Annotated in this window: 11 protein-coding genes; 8 read left to right on the forward strand and 3 right to left on the reverse strand. The window is 62.3% G+C overall.

What is annotated here, in order from left to right; genetic code table 11:
* The first annotated feature begins 7 nt into the window (after nucleotides 1–7).
* The 4 genes from BM066_RS09220 to BM066_RS09235 all read left to right on the forward strand — a co-directional run bounded on the left by BM066_RS09220 (nucleotide 8) and on the right by BM066_RS09235 (nucleotide 5,602).
* Nucleotides 8–748, forward strand: coding sequence for an ABC transporter ATP-binding protein (locus BM066_RS09220; RefSeq protein WP_018062398.1), 741 nt, complete (start codon nucleotides 8–10; stop codon nucleotides 746–748).
* Nucleotides 745–3,183 (forward strand): glycoside hydrolase family 99-like domain-containing protein, encoded by a 2,439-nt coding sequence (locus BM066_RS09225; protein WP_018062397.1) that lies wholly within the window; start codon nucleotides 745–747, stop codon nucleotides 3,181–3,183. The genes BM066_RS09220 and BM066_RS09225 overlap by 4 nt, the downstream gene beginning before the upstream one ends.
* Before the next feature lie 74 nt (nucleotides 3,184–3,257).
* On the forward strand, nucleotides 3,258–4,457 hold the full coding sequence (locus tag BM066_RS09230; RefSeq protein WP_177218420.1) for a glycosyltransferase family 61 protein: 1,200 nt from the start codon (nucleotides 3,258–3,260) through the stop codon (nucleotides 4,455–4,457).
* 260 nt (nucleotides 4,458–4,717) lie between these two features.
* Nucleotides 4,718–5,602: a glycosyltransferase family 61 protein gene (locus tag BM066_RS09235; protein ID WP_177218421.1), complete on the forward strand. Its 885-nt coding sequence runs from the start codon at nucleotides 4,718–4,720 to the stop codon at nucleotides 5,600–5,602.
* 81 nt (nucleotides 5,603–5,683) lie between these two features.
* On the opposite strand, the gene BM066_RS09240 is transcribed toward BM066_RS09235, so the two are convergent.
* From BM066_RS09240 to BM066_RS09250, 3 genes are all read right to left on the reverse strand, one after another.
* Entirely contained in the window at nucleotides 5,684–6,568 is an 885-nt protein-coding gene (locus BM066_RS09240; protein WP_018062394.1) for an alginate O-acetyltransferase AlgX-related protein, read from the reverse strand.
* Between the two features lie 75 nt (nucleotides 6,569–6,643).
* Nucleotides 6,644–7,651, reverse strand: a complete 1,008-nt coding sequence (locus tag BM066_RS09245; RefSeq protein ID WP_018062393.1) for an STELLO glycosyltransferase family protein — start codon at nucleotides 7,649–7,651, stop codon at nucleotides 6,644–6,646.
* 65 nt (nucleotides 7,652–7,716) lie between these two features.
* Nucleotides 7,717–8,580 carry a hypothetical protein gene (locus BM066_RS09250; RefSeq protein ID WP_026176611.1) on the reverse strand — a complete coding sequence of 288 codons (864 nt, stop codon included), beginning with the start codon at nucleotides 8,578–8,580 and terminating at the stop codon, nucleotides 7,717–7,719.
* 137 nt (nucleotides 8,581–8,717) lie between these two features.
* Between BM066_RS09250 and BM066_RS09255 the strand changes: the two genes are divergently transcribed.
* From BM066_RS09255 to BM066_RS09270, 4 genes are all read left to right on the forward strand, one after another.
* Nucleotides 8,718–11,510 (forward strand): glycosyltransferase, encoded by a 2,793-nt coding sequence (locus BM066_RS09255; RefSeq protein ID WP_089926570.1) that lies wholly within the window; start codon nucleotides 8,718–8,720, stop codon nucleotides 11,508–11,510.
* Nucleotides 11,511–11,593: 83 nt separating this feature from the next.
* Nucleotides 11,594–14,623: a rhamnan synthesis F family protein gene (locus tag BM066_RS09260; protein WP_177218422.1), complete on the forward strand. Its 3,030-nt coding sequence runs from the start codon at nucleotides 11,594–11,596 to the stop codon at nucleotides 14,621–14,623.
* Nucleotides 14,624–14,755: 132 nt separating this feature from the next.
* Nucleotides 14,756–15,730 (forward strand): NAD-dependent epimerase/dehydratase family protein, encoded by a 975-nt coding sequence (locus BM066_RS09265; RefSeq protein ID WP_018062389.1) that lies wholly within the window; start codon nucleotides 14,756–14,758, stop codon nucleotides 15,728–15,730.
* Between the two features lie 105 nt (nucleotides 15,731–15,835).
* A complete protein-coding gene (locus BM066_RS09270) occupies nucleotides 15,836–17,860 on the forward strand; it encodes a hypothetical protein (protein ID WP_026176607.1) in 2,025 nt (674 codons plus the stop codon).
* Nucleotides 17,861–17,866: the final 6 nt, after the last annotated feature.

Raw genomic sequence — 17,866 nt, forward strand, 5'->3', positions numbered from 1 at the left:
TGCAACGATGACGATCTCCATTTCGCTCAACGGCGTCACGCTGGACTACGCGATCTATAGCGTGCGCGCGCAATCCCTGCGGAACGCCGTTCTGAACATGGCCGTGGGCGGCAAATTGATGAAGGGCTCGAACGACGTCACCGTCGTGCGCGCGCTCAACAATGTCAGCTTCACCCTGCGGGAAGGCGATCGCCTTGGCCTTGTGGGCCACAATGGTTCGGGCAAGACCTCGATGCTGAAGGTGCTCGCCGGCGTCTACGAGCCAACCGGCGGCAGGATCCGCGTCGATGGTCGCGTCAGCTCGATGATCTCGATGAGCATCGGCCTGGACCACGACGCATCTGGCATCCAGAACATCCGAAACCTTGCGATGATGCAGCAGATCCCCAAGAAGGAGATCGAGCGACGCCTTCCCGAAATCATCTCGTTCTCGGAGCTGGGCGCCTACATCCACATGCCGTTCAAGACCTATTCGGCCGGGATGATGGCGCGCCTGACCTTCTCGGTCGCAACAGCGCTGAACGCCGACATCCTGATCATGGACGAGTGGATCAGCGCCGGCGACGCCGAGTTCCAGCAAAAGGCCGCGGCACGCATGGCCAGCCTGGTCGATGAGGCCAAGATCGTCGTGATCGCCAGCCACGACATGAGTCTTATCAAGCGTGTCTGCAACAAGGTCATGGTTATGGAAGGCGGACAGGCGACCTTCTTCGGTTCGACTGAGGAATGGATCCGGCTGACCACATGATGTCGTCGATCCCGGCGCCCTTGAAGGATGTCATTGCGGGTGATCAGCCGGGGGTCTTCGTGGCGACCGGCGACGATCCCCAGATGCTCTGGAAAACGCCGAAAGACCGGGTCGACCTGCGCGAACGCGCCGCGGTTCGCGTAACGGCGACCTTCGAAGTGCTGGAAGGCCAGATCGTCGATCCCTGCGTTTACGCGGACTGGGGCGACGGCTTTTCTCCGCAGACGCACAAGCCTTTATCGCTGGTCTCGGACGGCACCTACACCGGCGCCGTCTATTCCGACGCTGGGGATCTTCGTCGCCTGCGGTTTGACCCCTCCACCACCAGTTGCCGCTTTCGCTTGGAGGCCTTCACCGTGGAGCCGGCCGCCGAGGCCAGCCACCGGGTGCCGCACCTCTCGGCCGCGCGTCGCGGCTTGCGCGCCGCCCTACGCTTCATGCCGGCCGGATTGCGGGGCTGGGTGCGTGCTGGACTGAGCCTGCTGCGCGGCGACTTTCATGCGCGGGCGATCAAGGCCCAGTTCCTGCGGCTGAACGGCCGTCCCTGGCGCACGACCTATGTCCGCGCTTCCGAGGTTGCGCGCAACCTCCGTAGCCCCGACTTCGCGGCGCCGCCCCTGGAACCGCCTCGCCGGGCGATCGACGGCCCGCGCACGGTCGCTTTCTATCTTCCCCAGTTCCACCCCATCGCGGAGAACGACGCCTGGTGGGGCCAGGGGTTCACGGAGTGGGCCAACGTGGCCAAGGCCGTGCCGCAGTTCGTGGGCCACCTCCAGCCGCGCCTCCCCGCCGACTTGGGTTATTATGATCTTCGCGTCCGGGACGTCCAACGCGCCCAAGCCGATCTCGCCCGAAGATCGGGCGTCGACGCCTTCTGCTTCCATTACTACTGGTTCGCCGGCAAGCGCCTGCTGGAGAAGCCCCTGGACGCCTTCGTCGATGATCCGGAGATCACCTTGCCGTTCGCTCTCTGTTGGGCGAACGAGAACTGGACGCGGCGATGGGACGGCGACGAAGGCCAGATCTTGATCGGGCAAAAGCATTCGCCCGAGGATGACTACGCCGTTCTTGATGATCTCGCCCGCTACATGCGCTCCCCGCGTTATCTGAGGGTCGGTGATCGACCGCTGCTGATCGTCTATCGGCCTGACGCTCTGCCCGACGCCAGGGCCACCGTGGTCCGGTGGAGAGAACGGGCGCGAGCGATCGGTATCGGCGAAATCTACGTGGCCTGCACCAACGCCTTCGGCTTCAGTGACTACAAAGCGTCCGACTTCGACAGCCTCGTGGAGTTCCCGCCCCACGCTTTGGCCCAAGGAGAGATGACCGATCAGATTCTTCCCCTGAACAGCGACTTTTCTGGTCGGGTCTATGACTATGGTCAGGTAGTCGCGGCCAAGGCCGTTGACTTGGCCGAACTGCGTGACACCCAACGTAAACCAGGCGTGATGCCCAGTTGGGACAACGAGGCGCGCAAGCCCGGAGCGGGACACGTGTTCCACAACGCGACCCCCGAACGATTCCACTACTGGATGCGTAGCGCGTTGACGGCTGCGGCCAGGGCGCCGCGGCCTGACGAGCGCCTGGTCTTCATAAACGCTTGGAACGAGTGGGCCGAAGGGGCCTATCTGGAACCGGATCGCTGGTATGGCCACGCCTTCGCCCAGGCCCTTCGCTCGGCGCTCGAGGCCGACGCCCCACGCCTGGGCGTTGACCAAGGTCGGTCGGATGTAGTCTGCGGCTCCGCCGGTCGCGCACGCGCTGTCGTGCTATTGCATCTCCACTACGCGGAGCTCATCGAGGAGTTCGCCGGCCGACTCGCGCCCTTGCGGGGGGTGATGGACACATCGATCACCTTTCCCGAGACCTGGTCGTCACAGGAACTGGAGCGCCTGAAGGCGGCGTTCCCTCTAGCTAGGCTGACCCCGGTTCCCAATCGTGGACGCGACGTCGCCCCCTTCATCTCCGAACTGGGCTGGGCTCGGACCGTCGGATATTCCATCTTCTGCAAGATTCACTCCAAGCGTTCGCCACACATGGCGCGGGGCGACGCCTGGCGCGAGGCCCTGGTGTCCCCTTTGCTCGATCAGGCCAGCGCCGTTATCGAGCGGTTCGAGGCCGAACAGGACCTTGGTCTTCTCGCGACGGCGGCCGCGCGGACACCCCTGGGGACGCACGGCGTGATGCACAACAACGCCAAAGCCATGGCGACCCTTTCGACCAGTCTTGGCTTCGTTGTGAACGCCCAGACCGCATTCCCCGCCGGCACGATGTTCTGGGGCCGCACCGCGGCGTTCGACGCTCTGGCGACAGCCGCACCGCTCGCTTTCGAGCCGGAGATGGGCAGGATCGACGGAACACTCGCCCACGCGCTGGAACGAGCCATGGGAGCCATCGTCACGACTTCGGGTCGGCGCGTCTCGTGGGACCTGTAGCCATGCGGCGACCCCGCGATTTGCTCCACCGCGGAGCCGAACGGGCTCTGGGCGTCCTCAGGACAATCAAACGGATGCCCTTGCGCCTCGAATCCGAGCCGGAAGTACTGACACGTGTTCCCACGGTGTCGCAGGTGGTCACGGACGAGGTTGCCGCGCCCGGCGTGTTCGCCGAACTGCAGGCTGCGGAACACATTCCCGAGGAAGTCATGAAAGCGCGGCTGGATGGCCGCAGCGCCGGCCAGGATCTGCCCGAATGGCATGACGGAACCGGCGGCGCGCCCATGGCCGGCGTTAGGGTCTGTCGCGTAAGGCAGGCGCTCCACATGCCTAGCTACGGCGCCGTTATCACCGCCAGCGGGTCGGTGCTCAAGGCCTCCGTGGGGGAAGCGCTTTACCTGACGCCCAGCTTGGCGGGCTTGCCCGGGGTCCAACTCGTCGAGGGTCGCCCCCTGATCACCGTGCCGCGCGGTGCGCCCGTGCTGGACAAGGCGGCGGTCTTCACGGCCTGGGGCGGACGCTTCAACTACGGTCACTTTCTTCTGGATTGCATGACGACCCTGACTGCGCTGGAACAAAGTGGTCTGACGGCCGACTTCACACTCATCGCGCCGCCGCTGAACGACTGGCAGCGCGAAATGGTCGCCTTGTTGCTGGGCGCCGATCGCGCCCGCGAAGTTCGAGAGATCGCCGCGCCGGTGATCCATGTCGACGACCTGGTCTTCGCCAGTCCAATGGATCACTTTCTCCACGCCCCGAATCGCCCCCTGGACGAGGTCCGAGCCAGGATCATCGCGTCGGTCGACGCCGCCCCGACAGGCGTTTCAAGGCTCTACGTCAATCGGCTGAAAGACACAAAGCGTCCATTGGTGAACGAGTCGGAGCTGGAAGCCGCGCTGATCGCTCGGGGCTTTACCTCCGTCGCCCCAGAGACACTGCCGCTTGCCCGACAGATCGCCCTCTTCCGCGACGCCGATGTGATCGTGGCCCCGACCGGCGCGGCCTTGGCCAACACCTTGTTCTGCAAGCCGGGCGCCAAGGTCTTCGAGATTCAGCCGACCAATTTCACAAGTATCTGGACCCGCGGCGTCTGCCATCTGATCGACGCCCACTGGCATGGCTTCTTCGCGCCGTCCCCGCTTTCCGAAACAGAGATCAACATCGAGGGAATTGCGCGCCCGGGCGCGGCGTTCCGCTGGCGGATCACTCCGTCGGAGGTTCTCGACTGGATCGACCGCGGCATCGCGCGCGATGACGCCGTGGCGGCGCAGTGAAGATCCCCAGCGTCTCGGCAGGCGACTTGCCCAGGACCGCCGCCTGGCCCACGCCACGGCGTTTGTGGTCCGTGCGTTCACGCCTAACCCGTCCCAGCACGACCGTTCACACCCTGGACGTAGGTCTCGCCGAGCTCTTCGATCTGGAGCCGGCTCTGGACGGTTCCGCGGGCTTGGCGGCGCTAGGTCCGGATCACTGCCTTGCGCCACGATCGTACGAATCCCGCCCCTTCATCGACTGCACGGCGTCGAACGTCTTGTTGACCCGCGCCGCGAAGGCCGTCGTCGCACCCGGACGAGGCCTCATCGAGGAATTCAACGTCGGATCACGCGAAGCCTGGCCGCGCGAATTGCTTAGCCATGATTTCCGGCATGGCTTGGCGGATTGGAAGAGCGCTGGACGCGCGCGGGTCGAGTACGTGCCCGGAGTTAGCGTGCCGTTTTGCCACTACGGCCTGGCCGCGTTCGGTCACTTCGTGCTCGACGGCCTGCTCCAGATCTATCTCAATCATCGCGCCCTGACGTCGGGCGAAGCCATCCTCGTCCACTGGCCTTTCGAGGAAGCCTGGATGAGTGACCTGATCGCCCAACTCGACCTGCCTCGGACGGCGCGGCGTGTTCTGCGGAAAGACGCCGCGCTCCTGGAGACGGCTCGCCTTTCGTCTGCCCTGGCGGGACATGGAGTCTATTTTCCGGCAGCCTACTCACTGAAATTCTTCGACTGGCTGCGTGAACGCCTGGTCGGGACCCGCACTGTCCCGACCAGCTTCAAGCGACTCTATATTCGGCGCCGGGCCGGGGGGCGCCGGCCGGTCCATGACCAAGATCAACTGGAGGGATTTCTACGCGGCCGGGGTTTCGAGATTCTGGACCCGCACGCCGAATCTGTCAGTCGCCAGGCCCAACGGATCGCGGGCGCCGACCTTCTGCTATCCAGTTGGGGATCGGGCCTGGCCCTGGCGCCCCTGCTGGGCGGCGCGCGGCGCGTTCTGGAATTGACCCCCGAAACCGTCACGGATGTTTGGTTCTCAAGGCAGGCGGCCGTCAACGGACTGCGCTATACGCCGATCATCCACCCGTCCACAGATGGATCAATTCGACCGAACCTCCCAGCCATCGACCAAGCCCTCGGCCGGCTGGCTTGAGACGACGGATCCCAGGGCGCGTTGGACGAAAGTGTGAACGGTTGCGCTTCCAAAACTCTTGGATCTAGAGCCTGGGAACGTCTACGAGGAACCGCTCAATCGACTGACAGATGACGATGTCCGGCTGATACTCTTCAACGAGATCTGGATCAAAACGAACCAACGGCCGAACCACCATGAAAGTCCGGTCGGCGATCCACCCCGCTCGAAAAACGAATTCCCAAATGCCAAGACCCGCTTCTTAATCGGCGCGTTGGCGTTGCTCCAGGTCCTTTGCTGACCCAGGTGGCCGTCCGGGTCCACGCAGTGCAGCAGGCGCATGCCGTCCTGATAATGCCAGAGTTCGGGCGATGTCGGCTGGGAGACGCGATTGTAGAACACCATGCCGCTGAAATGGTCGCCCAGGTCGGATCGCATTATCTGCGCCGGCCCGAATTCGATGATCGGCGCGCCAAAACCCAGCCTCTCCAACGCGACCTGGAAAATCTTCAGATTACCGGACGGGGAAAGGTGGCCGTTGGCTTTCGGGAAAGCGCTCAGCGCCTCTTCGTCGTCAAAAACGTCTCGCGCGTCGAGATAGTCCATCCTGTGCCCCTGAGATGCGGTGATCGCCCGCTGCAGCGGCGTTCCGGCGAACGCGGGAAAAGGGGCCTTAGCCGGCAGAAGCGAGGACTTTTCAGGGATCATGATCTGCAGGAACTGGATGTTTCGCGCCTGGAGGAACGCCCGGCGCGCCTCGATTTTCGATATCCATTGCGCCGCGAGCCGCTGAGCCTCCTCCTCATCCATCAGATACTGCGCGCAGATATCGTTGGCGCCCGAATAGACGAACAGATGGCCGTCGAAACCGAACACCACGATCTTATCCATGGAGCTCGTGCCCACGGGTATTTCCACAAGACAAGTTTCCACCGTCCTGCGGTCGGCGAGGTATTCGGAACTAATGATCGGCCAGGTCTTCTCCAAGTCCAGTTCCAATAACTTTGGTGGTGGTGCGGCCGGAGTTCGCCGTCTCGGCGATTGACTCCAGCCGCCGCGCGATCAGCCCATACGTTCCAGATCCGAGACCCACGCCGCCACCAGCTGCGCCTCCTCCGCGCCCACCACGCCCAGGTCAATTAAGGCGTCGTAAGCCTTCACCAAATTGTCAAGCATGGCGCCCTTGCCCGAACCAAGAGCGAGATCCTCGAGGGTTTTCTTGATCCGCTCATTGTTCAGGTAGCCGGGAACCTCATCCTTGAAGTCGTGCAGTAGGTCATGCTCGTTGCGCTCCTGATAGACCGTCGACTGATGGAAGGAGAGCGTCCAGCCACACTCCCAGATCAGGCGTTGCGCAACGAAACTACGCCAGATGTCGGTCATGCGGAACGAGCAGTGGTACGGCAGGTAAAGCAGCGGGAAGGCATCACGCCAGAACGTCGTGTTCTGACTGTTGAAAGGGCACCAGACCCCCTTGTTCAGCACCACAGGCCCTTCGGGCTTAAACTTCAGCGGCAGAGGCAGTATCAGCCGGTAAATGGCGTCGACATCGGGGTTGTCATCGGCCAAGCCTTGCTGAATGGGACAATCGGCGACGATGTCGCTCAGAGTGGAGCGAGCCGGAAGCGAGTCCTGGATGCGCTCCAGCGGCAAGCCGCGCGGCCAGATCACGCCATCGGCATAGTATCCGTAGACGTTGCACCAGCCCTTGGCGTCGACCAGCTTTCCGCGCACCGACCGCTCCCGCGGGGCCCAAAAACCGTCGAGGGGGATGTTGTCGTCGTCGGTCTCGACAATAATGTTCGCTCCGGCCTTCATCGCCGCCAGATAGCCGATGTTCTTTCGCGCATAGTGCTTGGTCGGGCACAGTTCGGCAAACTTGAAACCCGTGTCCTTCTGGGCCTGGATGTCCAGATAGTGCGCGCCGTCCTGATGGAAGTTGGCGGGGCTCTTGCTGTCGCCAATCAGGTAGAACTGCGCGTCCAGCTCCGGTGCGCGCCTGGCGATCTCCTTTACCGCAAAAGTCGGGTGATTGATCGTCGTAAGAACGACCGCGTATTGATCTGACAAGAATTTCTCTCCGATACTCGCAAAATTCTGGCCGCCCAAGGGCGAGCGACAAACTGGTCCAAGCTCTAGGGACAGGGCAAGGCAGGTTTCAATCCAGCACACACCTTATCCTGGCCGGCGAGCAAATCCGCCGACGCGCGTCCGTCCACCAAGATGTGCTCAAGCTGGGATCGATGCTCGATCCGCGCCGCGTGGTTCGCAGCTCGGGCCGGATCGAATTGTTCGATCACCGCGGTATCGTAACGACCGGTCATGGCGGTCAGCGCCGCCTCGACCGTTGAAAGCATTTGGGCGGTATCGCCTCGATGATAGAGCGTTCCGCCAGTCTCCCAGATGTGGCCGTTATTCTCCACAACGATCTCGTTGTACTGATGGCTTAGCGCGCCGTATCGCGTAAGACAGAGGTACTCGAAGATCAACGAGGCGACGTACCATGACACGTCGTCATGTTCGGCGACCAGCGGGGCCACGCCCACCTCGCCGACCAGACGCCGGTTCACGGCGACGATCTGTTCGTCTATCGCTAGGGCGCGTTGGGTTCGCAAAGCGGGATCGAAGGTCGCGCTCTGCTGCGCCTTCGGCATCAAGGGGAAGCCAACCAACGGCCGCGTCTCGCCTAACATGCGCTCGAAAGCCTCAAACCCGCCTGCGGTGAAGACCACGTCGTCGTCGCAAAAGATATAATAGTCGATCGCATCGCCGGCGTGCTCGATCGCCGCAGCGAGAAGCATGTTGCGGCCTTCCGCCCAGGAAGCTGTGTTTGAGAACAAGGAGCGGGCCGCCGCACCGAGCGGCGCGGGCACGTCGTACGACAACTGGTAGACGCGCGCGTCGGCCGGAAAGGCTTGGCGTGCAAGATTGGCGACCGCCCCCTGAACGAGATACGCGCAGACCGGGCGCGACCCACCGCCCAAAACGACTTTGCTCATTTGCTGGGTGATCTTCCTCTTGGGCCCCGGGGCCTGGCGGGAGGCAATCTAGCGATATTCCCTCAGTTTGGTCTAGCGGCGCGGCAGGGCTCCCCCTAGAATGATGCTCAACCCTTCCGCAAACCCTACGAGATACAATGAACTCCTCGCTTCACGAGCATACCGTTGATGAAGTCGAAGGTGTTGAGGGGAGAGCAAATAAATTTCCCTTAAAGGATGTTTCCGAAGGCTTGGATCCGGAATTTTATCTAAGAAACTACCCCGACGTTGCTGCAGCGAATGCTGATCCTTTCGACCATTATCGAAGATATGGTTTTTTTGAGCGTCGCTACAAAAATGCACAATTGCTATTAGAAGATTACGTCACGGTTCGTGATAGCGGCTTATTTGATCCGACCTATTATCAGTCCTACCATGGGGTTTTGGATGACCCTTTGCGTCATTATCTCATTAATTCTGGGTCGCCAGACCTGAAGCCGAATGAAAGCTTCGACCCGAAGTTTTTCCTTGAGTATTACAAGGATAGCTTGGGCCACAACGAATGTGCATTTGCATTCTATTGTAAACACCATAATTCGGACTGGTGTTTTCCAAACCTTCAAGACGTCGAGAAAGTCGTCAATATCCTCGAACAAGACCCACTCTTCGACAGAGCTTACATCTGGAGCCAGATGCAGAGCTCTGATACGCGAAAGCCGGACGCATATTTTGTGACCGAAGGCGCGCGGTCGATGGTTGACCCGTCTGCGGGCTTTTCCACTCGAGCCTACCTCACGGAATACCCCGATATCGCCTCGAACCGCATCAATGCGTTCCGTCACTACGCGAATCATGGACGGTCTGAAGGGCGACGCGCCTTTGGCGCGAACCGGGTGAGGGTCACCGCCGGTCGACGCGCGCTCCGCGCGAACCTGCCTACGATCGTGGTGTGTTGCCACGAAGCGAGCCGCACCGGAGCGCCTCTGGTTGGCCTCAACCTGGTGCGCGAGCTCTGCAGTGAGTTTAACGTCGTGGCGATGCTGATGCGCGGCGGCGTCTTGGCCGAACTCTTCTCCGAGTTCTCCATCGCGTCGGTGATCACCGGCGGCGGACCTGGCGAGATCGAAGTGGCGGCGGAGCGTGTCGCCCGGGATTTCAGCCCGAGTTGCGCGGTCCTCAATTCGATGGAGACCACCAAGTTCGCCGCACCACTGGCGCGCTTTGGGATCGGCCTCGTCTCGCTGATCCACGAATTCGCCCAATATGTTCAGCCGATAGGAACGACCGCCTCAGCCATATGTCTTTCGGACCGCGTGATTTTTCCGGCGGATCTGGTCCGGGACTCTGCGCTGCTGGAACTTCGGCGCCTTGGTTTCGATCTCACCCCTTCAAACATCCGCGTCCGCAATCAAGGCCGCTCCATCGTTCCGCTGGTGCAGCGTGAGGAACACGAAGTCGCCGATGTCGCGCAGCTCATAGGGTCCGACACCGACGGGAATCGCCCCTTTGTCGTATTGGGCGCGGGCTGGGTGCAAATGCGAAAGGGTCTCGACCTTTTCATTGAGGCGGCTCGTGTTCTCAAGCACGATCTTGGCGTCGACTGTCGGTTCATCTGGGTTGGCGCCAATTACAAGCCCTTCGAAGACATGGGCCTGTCCGTCTATCTGGCCGACCAGATCATCAAGAGCGGACTTGAGGACGTCGTGATCATGGTCGAGGAGCAAGCCTCCCTCGCGCGATTCTGGGACGCCGCCGACGCTTTCTTCATGTCCTCGCGCCTCGACCCATTCCCAAACGTGGCGCTGGATGCAATCGCCGAAGGCATGCCTGTCCTGTGCTTCAAGGGCGGATGCGGAATCGCCGAAATCGCCGAGCAATGGCCAGACCACGTCAAGGCCATCACCTATGGTGACGCTCGCGGCGCGGCCCTGGAGATGCGCGAAATCGCGAAGTCGCGGCAATCGCTCGACCTGCCTGACGGCCTAAAGGACCTTTTGAGTTTCTCCAGGTACGCCAAGGATCTGGCGGGTGAAATCCGTGGCGTGATCGCCAGCGCCCCCGAGCGTGAGGCGCAGGTCGCCAGCCTGGTGTCGAGCGGCGAGTTCGACGCCGCCTTGTTCACCCGGTCTGCGCCGCCATGGCTGGGGCGGAGCGTGTTTGGCCCAGGTCCGCTCGTGAAGGAAATAGCGGATAAGGCGGTCCGAGCCGGTCGCGCTGGCGTCCCCCTCGCCTTCTTGCGACCCGATCGCCTGAATTTGCCCCAACCGGACGATGGCTGGCGCCAGCCTAGCCATGTCGCATTGCGCCGCGGCCACGCGGACCGGGTTCCCAAGATCCTGCTCGCCACGGACGAGCCCGCGCGGATCGAGGCTCTCGCCCGCCGGGCTTATGCCAATCCGGAAGGGTTCCAGGTCCACATCGTCACGAAGGAGCTCCGCGGCGCCGACTTCGATGTTTTGAAGTCCGTCCTGAATCCGGCCGCGGTGAGCATTACTCGCCTGCCCACGGACGTGAACACCGCAGCGGATGCGATCGCCGACTGGCTGGGCGACGGTCCCTTCGAGTGCGACCGCTCGCGCGCCGGCGACGAAGACCAGCCCCCCGTCGACGTCGCCACGCTGTTCGAGGACTATTCCGATCTGTTACTTATCGTGCAACCGGCGCGGCACGCCGTCGACTATCGCGTCCCGCCCACGCCCGCGGGCCTCTCGGATCCGGCCCTCCCGCCCCGAGGTCTGGTTGACTCGCGAACGGCATGGATCCGCACGAGCGACGCCCGCGTTCGCAAGGCGGTCGCCCACGAGTTGATCAAGACCCTTGATCCGCGCGCCGCGCCAAGCGATTGGATGGCGATCGTCGCCCAGGCCGCCGGCGACCTTCGAGATCGCTGGGCTATTTTACGAGATGAAGAAGAGCCGCGGCGAGGCTATTCGATTCTGTACGGGCTCTGATCGCGTCGGGCGGGTAACGACGAGGCCGGCACGGGAAAGCTCCGGCCGTCGGCCAGCGGTGTGGCATGTTGTGGGGTAAGAGCTTGTCGGCTGAAGAGCGTACGAATGATGTCGTCGATATCCCGGGCCTGATCCAGGCTTCGGCGTATTTTGATCATGCGTTCTACAGGGCGCAGACCGGCTTGGGCCGCGATGTCGCCGAGGCTGTCCATGACTACCTGACGCGCGGCGAGCTCGCGGGGTTGAAGCCGTCTGCGACGTTCGATCCGGCATTCTATCTCGCGGCGTACGACGACGTGGCCGCCGCAGGTCTCAATGCACTGGCCCATTTCGTCGAGCACGGCGCGAAAGAGCGCCGCTACCCCAGCCGCGAGCGTCTGGCCGAAGACGCCCAGATGATTGCCGAGCGAGGGCTCTTCGATGCGAACGGATACGCTCGTCAGGGGGATGACGGCCTTGATCTGGCTCTGACGGACGCCGAGCACTACCTATTGTTCGGCGGCTTTCAAGGCGCCTGGCCAAACGCCGACTTCGACAGCCTCTTCTATAGAGGCGTCTATCCCGACGTTTCGGCGACTCGTGAGAACCCCCTGGTTCATTACGCGCGCATCGGTCGCCGAGAGGGGCGATTCACGAACGGCGTGGCGCTCCACGCGGCCGTCGAGCGCATCAAGCTCCAATTCGACGAAGCTTACTATCGACGTCAAAACCCCAAGCTGAGCAAGAACGACGAAGACAACCTCCCGCGGCACTACCTGGTACGCGGCGTGCTCGTCGGGCTGGAGCCTGCCCCGGACTTTTCCGCGGCGTACTACAGGCGCCGCTACCCCGACCTTGACCTGATCGGCGTGGAGCCGTTCGGACACTATGTGAAATACGGTCGCGCGGAAGGTCGTCAGGGGAAGCCCTCGTACAAGAGCTTCTATCGTAACGGCGAGCTCGAGTTCGACCGCAGCAAGCCGACCCTTCTGATCGCCAACCACGAAGGATCGCGCACGGGCGCACCCTTGGTCGGGCTCGCCCTGGCGAAGGCCTTCGCAGCGACCCACAACGTCATCACCTACCTTGGTCGCGACCGAGGCCTGGTCGACCCGTTTCTGGAATCCAGCATGCTGGTGGCGATCGGCGAAGGCGAGGTTTCAGCAGTCGACGCGGAGTTCATGCTGCAGGACATGCGGCGGCAATTTGGACTGAACGCGGTCCTGGCCAATTCCGTCGAGACTCACGCGATCGTCAAGGCCGCGCTTCAGGTTGATCTTCCCTCTGTTGTGCTGGTCCATGAGTTCGCGGAGTACTCGCTGCCGCACGGCAAGGTGGCCGACGTCATAGCCGCAGCGGATCGCGCCGTCGTGCCCGCCAGCATCGTCATGGCGTCGGCCCAAAAGGAACTCCGCGCTTATTTCGGAGCCGAAAGCTCGAACATCGTGGTGCGGGCCCAAGGTCTGCTGAAGCAAGACAGCGAACCTGACGACACGGATCTTTCAGTCGCCGAGATTTTGCGTGTCTTGAAGCCGAATCCAAACCAAGCGCGCCGCATCGTTCTTGGCGCTGGCTATGTACAGATTCGCAAGGGTGTCGATCTTTTCGTCGAGACGGCTCGCGAGGTCGCAAAATTGAGCGACGACGTCTGTTTCGCATGGGTTGGAGACGGGTACGACCCCGAACATGACCTCGGCCTTTCGATCTGGCTGAGGGAACTGATCGAACGGTCCGGGCTGGCGGACCGGGTTTTCATGTTCCCCGCGCAGAGCAGCCTAGACGCCTTTTTCGAGGTGGCGGACGCGTTCTACCTGCCCTCGCGCCTCGACCCCTACCCCAATGTCGGGGTCGATGCGATAGCCCTGGGCAAACCCCTGATCTGCTTCAAGGACTCGACAGGCCTGGCGGAATTGATCGAGACCGGCAAGGTTATCGGCTCGGTGGTCGATTATTGTGACACCACGAAAGCGGCCCAAGCGATCGTCGATCAGTTCGCGGCCGCCCCCCCGCTTGCCGACGCCAATGCGGCTTTCACCGAAACTCTCGGGTTCGAGGCCTATGTCGATTTCCTGAAAGGGGAACTGGAGAAGGCCCACCAAGTCCGCCGTATAGCGACTGCGGCCCGTGATCGTATCGCCAGCAACGGAGTCTTCGACGCGGCCTTTCATCTTGGCGCGTCAGAAAACAACACCGCCGAGGCTTCGCTCACCAGTTTCGTCGCGCACGCCTCCAAGGGCCTCACATCGGCGGATCCGCGGCCAGGTTTCAGCAACGGGCTTTGGATGGCGACGCAGGGTTCCGGCATGCCGCCCTTGACCGTTGCGCTGGATGTCGCCTCCCGTAATGGAGACGGCGCGCCCACAACGCATGATTGTCGAATACTGACCGGTGTAAGCGCTCGTCGCGTGCCCGAAGGCGGCGTCGCCCTGCACGTTCACATGCACTATCCAGAACTCGCGAAGGACTTCCTTGAGCGACTCAAAAGCGTCAAAACCGAAATAGACCTCTTCATCACAACCACCAGTCGCACGAAACAGATCCAGATTCAGGCCGCCTTCATCAACTATCGCCGCGGACGCGTCGAGGTGTTTGACGGTCCAAACCTTGGCCGCGACATCGGTCCGTTCATGACGACCATCGGCGACGCGGTGCTGGCGGGCGGCTATGCGGTGATCGGTCACCTTCATGGCAAGAAGAGCCTGGCGGCGGGCGGATCGCTGGGTGATCGTTGGCGGACCTACCTCCTCGACACCCTTCTCGGGACGCCTGCCGAAATCGCCCAGATCTTCGACATGTTCGCCGACGACCCGCGACTGGGCCTAGTCTTTCCCGAGGACCGCCACGCCATAAGCTGGTCGGCGAACCGCGCGATTGCGGAAGCTCTCGCCGACCGCCTCTCCCCGCGCCCGAACCTTCCGGGATTTCCGATTTTCCCCATAGGCAACATGTTTTGGGCTAAACCCGAAGCGGTCGCGCCGCTATGGCGTGCGGGGTTGCAATGGGACGAATATCCAGCGGAGCCCGCTCCATTCGACGGTACGATCCTGCACGCCGTCGAACGCATGCTTCCAGCCATCTGCGAATCGACGGGACACCACTGGAGCACCCTCTTCAAGCGAGGCTCCGGCTGGTAGCCGGCCAGGACGCCCTCAGAAGGCTGCAGCTCTTGGCAACCCCCAGTAAACGTGGCTATTTCGGAAGAGCTTCCGCACGGAATAGCTTTTGAAATCCTAATTGCCACCAAAACTTGAAAGTGAACGGAAAGAATGATCGTGGGGGGGAAACGCCACCTGATTCTGGGGGGCGGGGGCTTCCTGGGCAGGCATGTCGCCATGGCCCTGAGCACCCAAGGCGACGAAGTCGTCGTGGCCGGCCGGCGACCGCCTCCGGAGTTTGAACGCTTCGACGGGTCTCGGGCGCGCTTTCTGCCGCTCGACATAACCAAATGCGACTGGACGACAGCGCTCGCCGATGTCGACGTGGTGCACCATTACGCGTGGGCCAGCATTCCACAAACCGCCGCGCAAGATCCTATCTGGGACGCCGACGTCCATATCCGCACGGCGATCGATCTCCTCGAGACCGCCAGTCGTCTGGGTGGCAAGCGCGTCGTATTCGTTTCTTCCGGCGGCACTGTCTATGGACGCCAGTCCGGGGAGAAGGCCGCGGAAGACTCCTCGCCAAGACCGCTCAGCATCTATGGGGCCACAAAGCTCGCGGTCGAGAACTACATGCGGATCTATCACGCCAGCGGCGCGGTCGATTGCCGGGTCGCCCGGCTGTCCAATCCCTACGGCGTTGGACAAAATCTCGAACGCCGCCAGGGCCTGGTCAGCACCTTCGTGGCTCGCGCATTGGAAAATCAGCCCCTGACCGTTTGGGGCGATGGACGCATCGTACGCGACTATATCCACATCAGCGACGCCATCAGCGCCTTGGTGGCCTTGTCGAACGCGCAGCTCGACGACATTGACGACCTGCCGATCTTCAATGTCGCCAGCGGCGTGGGCGCGTCGATCAACCAGGTGATCAGCGTGATCGAGGACCATCTGGGCCATCCGCTCGACGTCACCAACCTTCCTGCCCGCAGTATCGACATTCCCGTCAGCGTACTGTGCGTTGAGCGTGCGCGACAGCATCTGGGCTGGAGCCCTCGCCTTTCGCTGAGCGAAGGGGTCAAGATGATGATCGCGCAGTTGCAGGCTGGCGAGCGGCACTACTCGCAACCACTCGCCTCTTAAGGGAAATCTTGCGTCGGCGCCTTTTTCGCTAGGGGCTTCAGGTTCCGCGGTTTTGTAGTTATGCGTTCCCCTCGGGCGCGGGCGCGGCGCCTAGTGGAGGCCAGTTTGATTAACGTCGACAGCACGGATTTCCAGACGAAGAAATTCGGACCGAGCGATCTTTGTATCATCTCGGAGTTCGCGCAGTTTCTTAGGCCGGACGGCGTCCTGCGCGTGCCTCCGGGCCATGTCGGCCATATTCTCTATGGTCCTTATATCGAACTGGCGACGGGCTGGTATCACGCGATCCTCGACATCGATGCGGGGCCCGGTGTCGTGTTCGACGTCTATGCTGCGGGACAGGTCTTCATAGAGCGGCCGGCAGCATCCACCGCCGTGTGGATCCACATCCGCCAGCCCGTCGAGAAACTCGAGTTCCGCTTGAGCGTGCGGGGCGGCGCCCTGACGTTCCGCGGCTTGGAACTTCGCGGCGTCGAAGCCCCGGACGCCGATCATGACCCGCAGGCCGTCGCCGTCGTGGATCTTCCAGTGTCGGCCGAGACCGTCAGAGCGCGCAAGCTGACAAAGCTCTGGAAGGCGATTCACGGTCGCTCACGCGAGGCGGTGAAGCAGCTCGTCCATGCCGTGGACGAGGCCGACCTTGCGGCCTGGAGCATGAAAACGCCTCGAGCTCGCGTCATCGAGGCGTGGAACGATGCGTCATTGACGGCGTCCGCCGCCGAGGTGGCGAACCTGGGTCTGGATATCGACGCCTTACGCGATTGCGCCAAGGACGATTTCGTTTCCGAGGCCGCTTTCGCCAGCCGCGCGGGGCAGGCCAAATTGGCGGCCGAACTGCTTCAGCATGCGGATTTCCCGGAGACGGACTTCATCAGCCCGTTCCTCCAGAGCCTCGCCCAAGGCCACGGAGCCATCCAGTTCACGGGCCTGACCGCCGGACTGGCTTTGTGCCCATGCCCGTTTACGGGCGCTGTCCTGGTTTCGCGGCACGCCGTGCCAATCGCGTGCGACGACGCCAAGCAAAGCCACATCTTCCACTATTTCGACGGCGGCACGCCGTTCTACCTGGTGGTGGGCGGTTTTGGCGGCCGCAAGGCCTACATCTATGTGCCTGACCTCGAAGTCATCCTGCAAATCGGACAGCCGCAGTTCGACTGGGGGACCCATCAGCCCTTCATCGACCTGCTACGAATCGCCGTGACACGCGACGCCCTGGCCTATTTCGACTATCTCGCTGGGGATACGCGTAAGGCTATACTGGCGGGCACGATCAATAATCTTGGGCACTATTTCTGGAACGATATTGCCGGCTTAGTTCGCCATGCGCGGGCCGGACTGCTCCAGGCGGTCAATCACGTGCTCACCTACAGATTTGCCTTCCTAGGCCCTGAATTGGGCTTGGAGGAAAGCTCTGGGCTGAAGATCGCGCGTGCGCGGGACGCGCAGGACCTGTTTCAGACGACTCTAAGCAATGGTTTCTACTGCGTCCGCCCCACCGCATTGCGGATTACCGCTGAAACGGCGGCCAAGGTTCGCAATCACGCTGAAAAACGTTTCGAGCCCGAGCAGCGGGCGCGCGTGGCGGCCGCTCGGAAATCTGACTTTTTGGTATGGTTCAACCTTCGCGCCCACAACAAGGTGTGGCTGGATCAGGTGGAAGCCGCTGTGGCCCTGGCCGAGCGGGTCACCCGCGAAGGCCATACCCTCTCGCTCGTTCTTGACGGCATGGCCGATTGCGAGGCTTTGGCCGCTGAAATTCGCGGAAGGATTCCACAAGGCGTTCTGGTGGTCGACGGCTTCGACATGCCCTTTCACCAAAGCGTCTGCTGGGCCTTTGCCTGCGACGCCTACGTAGCCACCATCGGTTCCGGCCTGACGATGACGACCTGGATCGCGGGCCGTCCAGGCGTCGCACACTCCGAACGGGCGCACATGAACCAGATGGAGTTCTGGTCGGAGGTCAGGCCGGACGTGCCCCCTCCCTTAACCGCGCCCCTTGCGGAAATCCGAGACCAAGGCGTCGGCGCCTATTGCGACTATCACATCGACCCGCCGTTCGTTGTCGAAGCACTCTGGTCGCAATTGGCCAAGCTGGCTCGGGCAAAGCAACTCGCGAACAGCGAAACGTGACTAGCA

This window comes from Caulobacter sp. UNC279MFTsu5.1, from assembly GCF_900114015.1.
Taxonomy (GTDB): domain Bacteria; phylum Pseudomonadota; class Alphaproteobacteria; order Caulobacterales; family Caulobacteraceae; genus Caulobacter.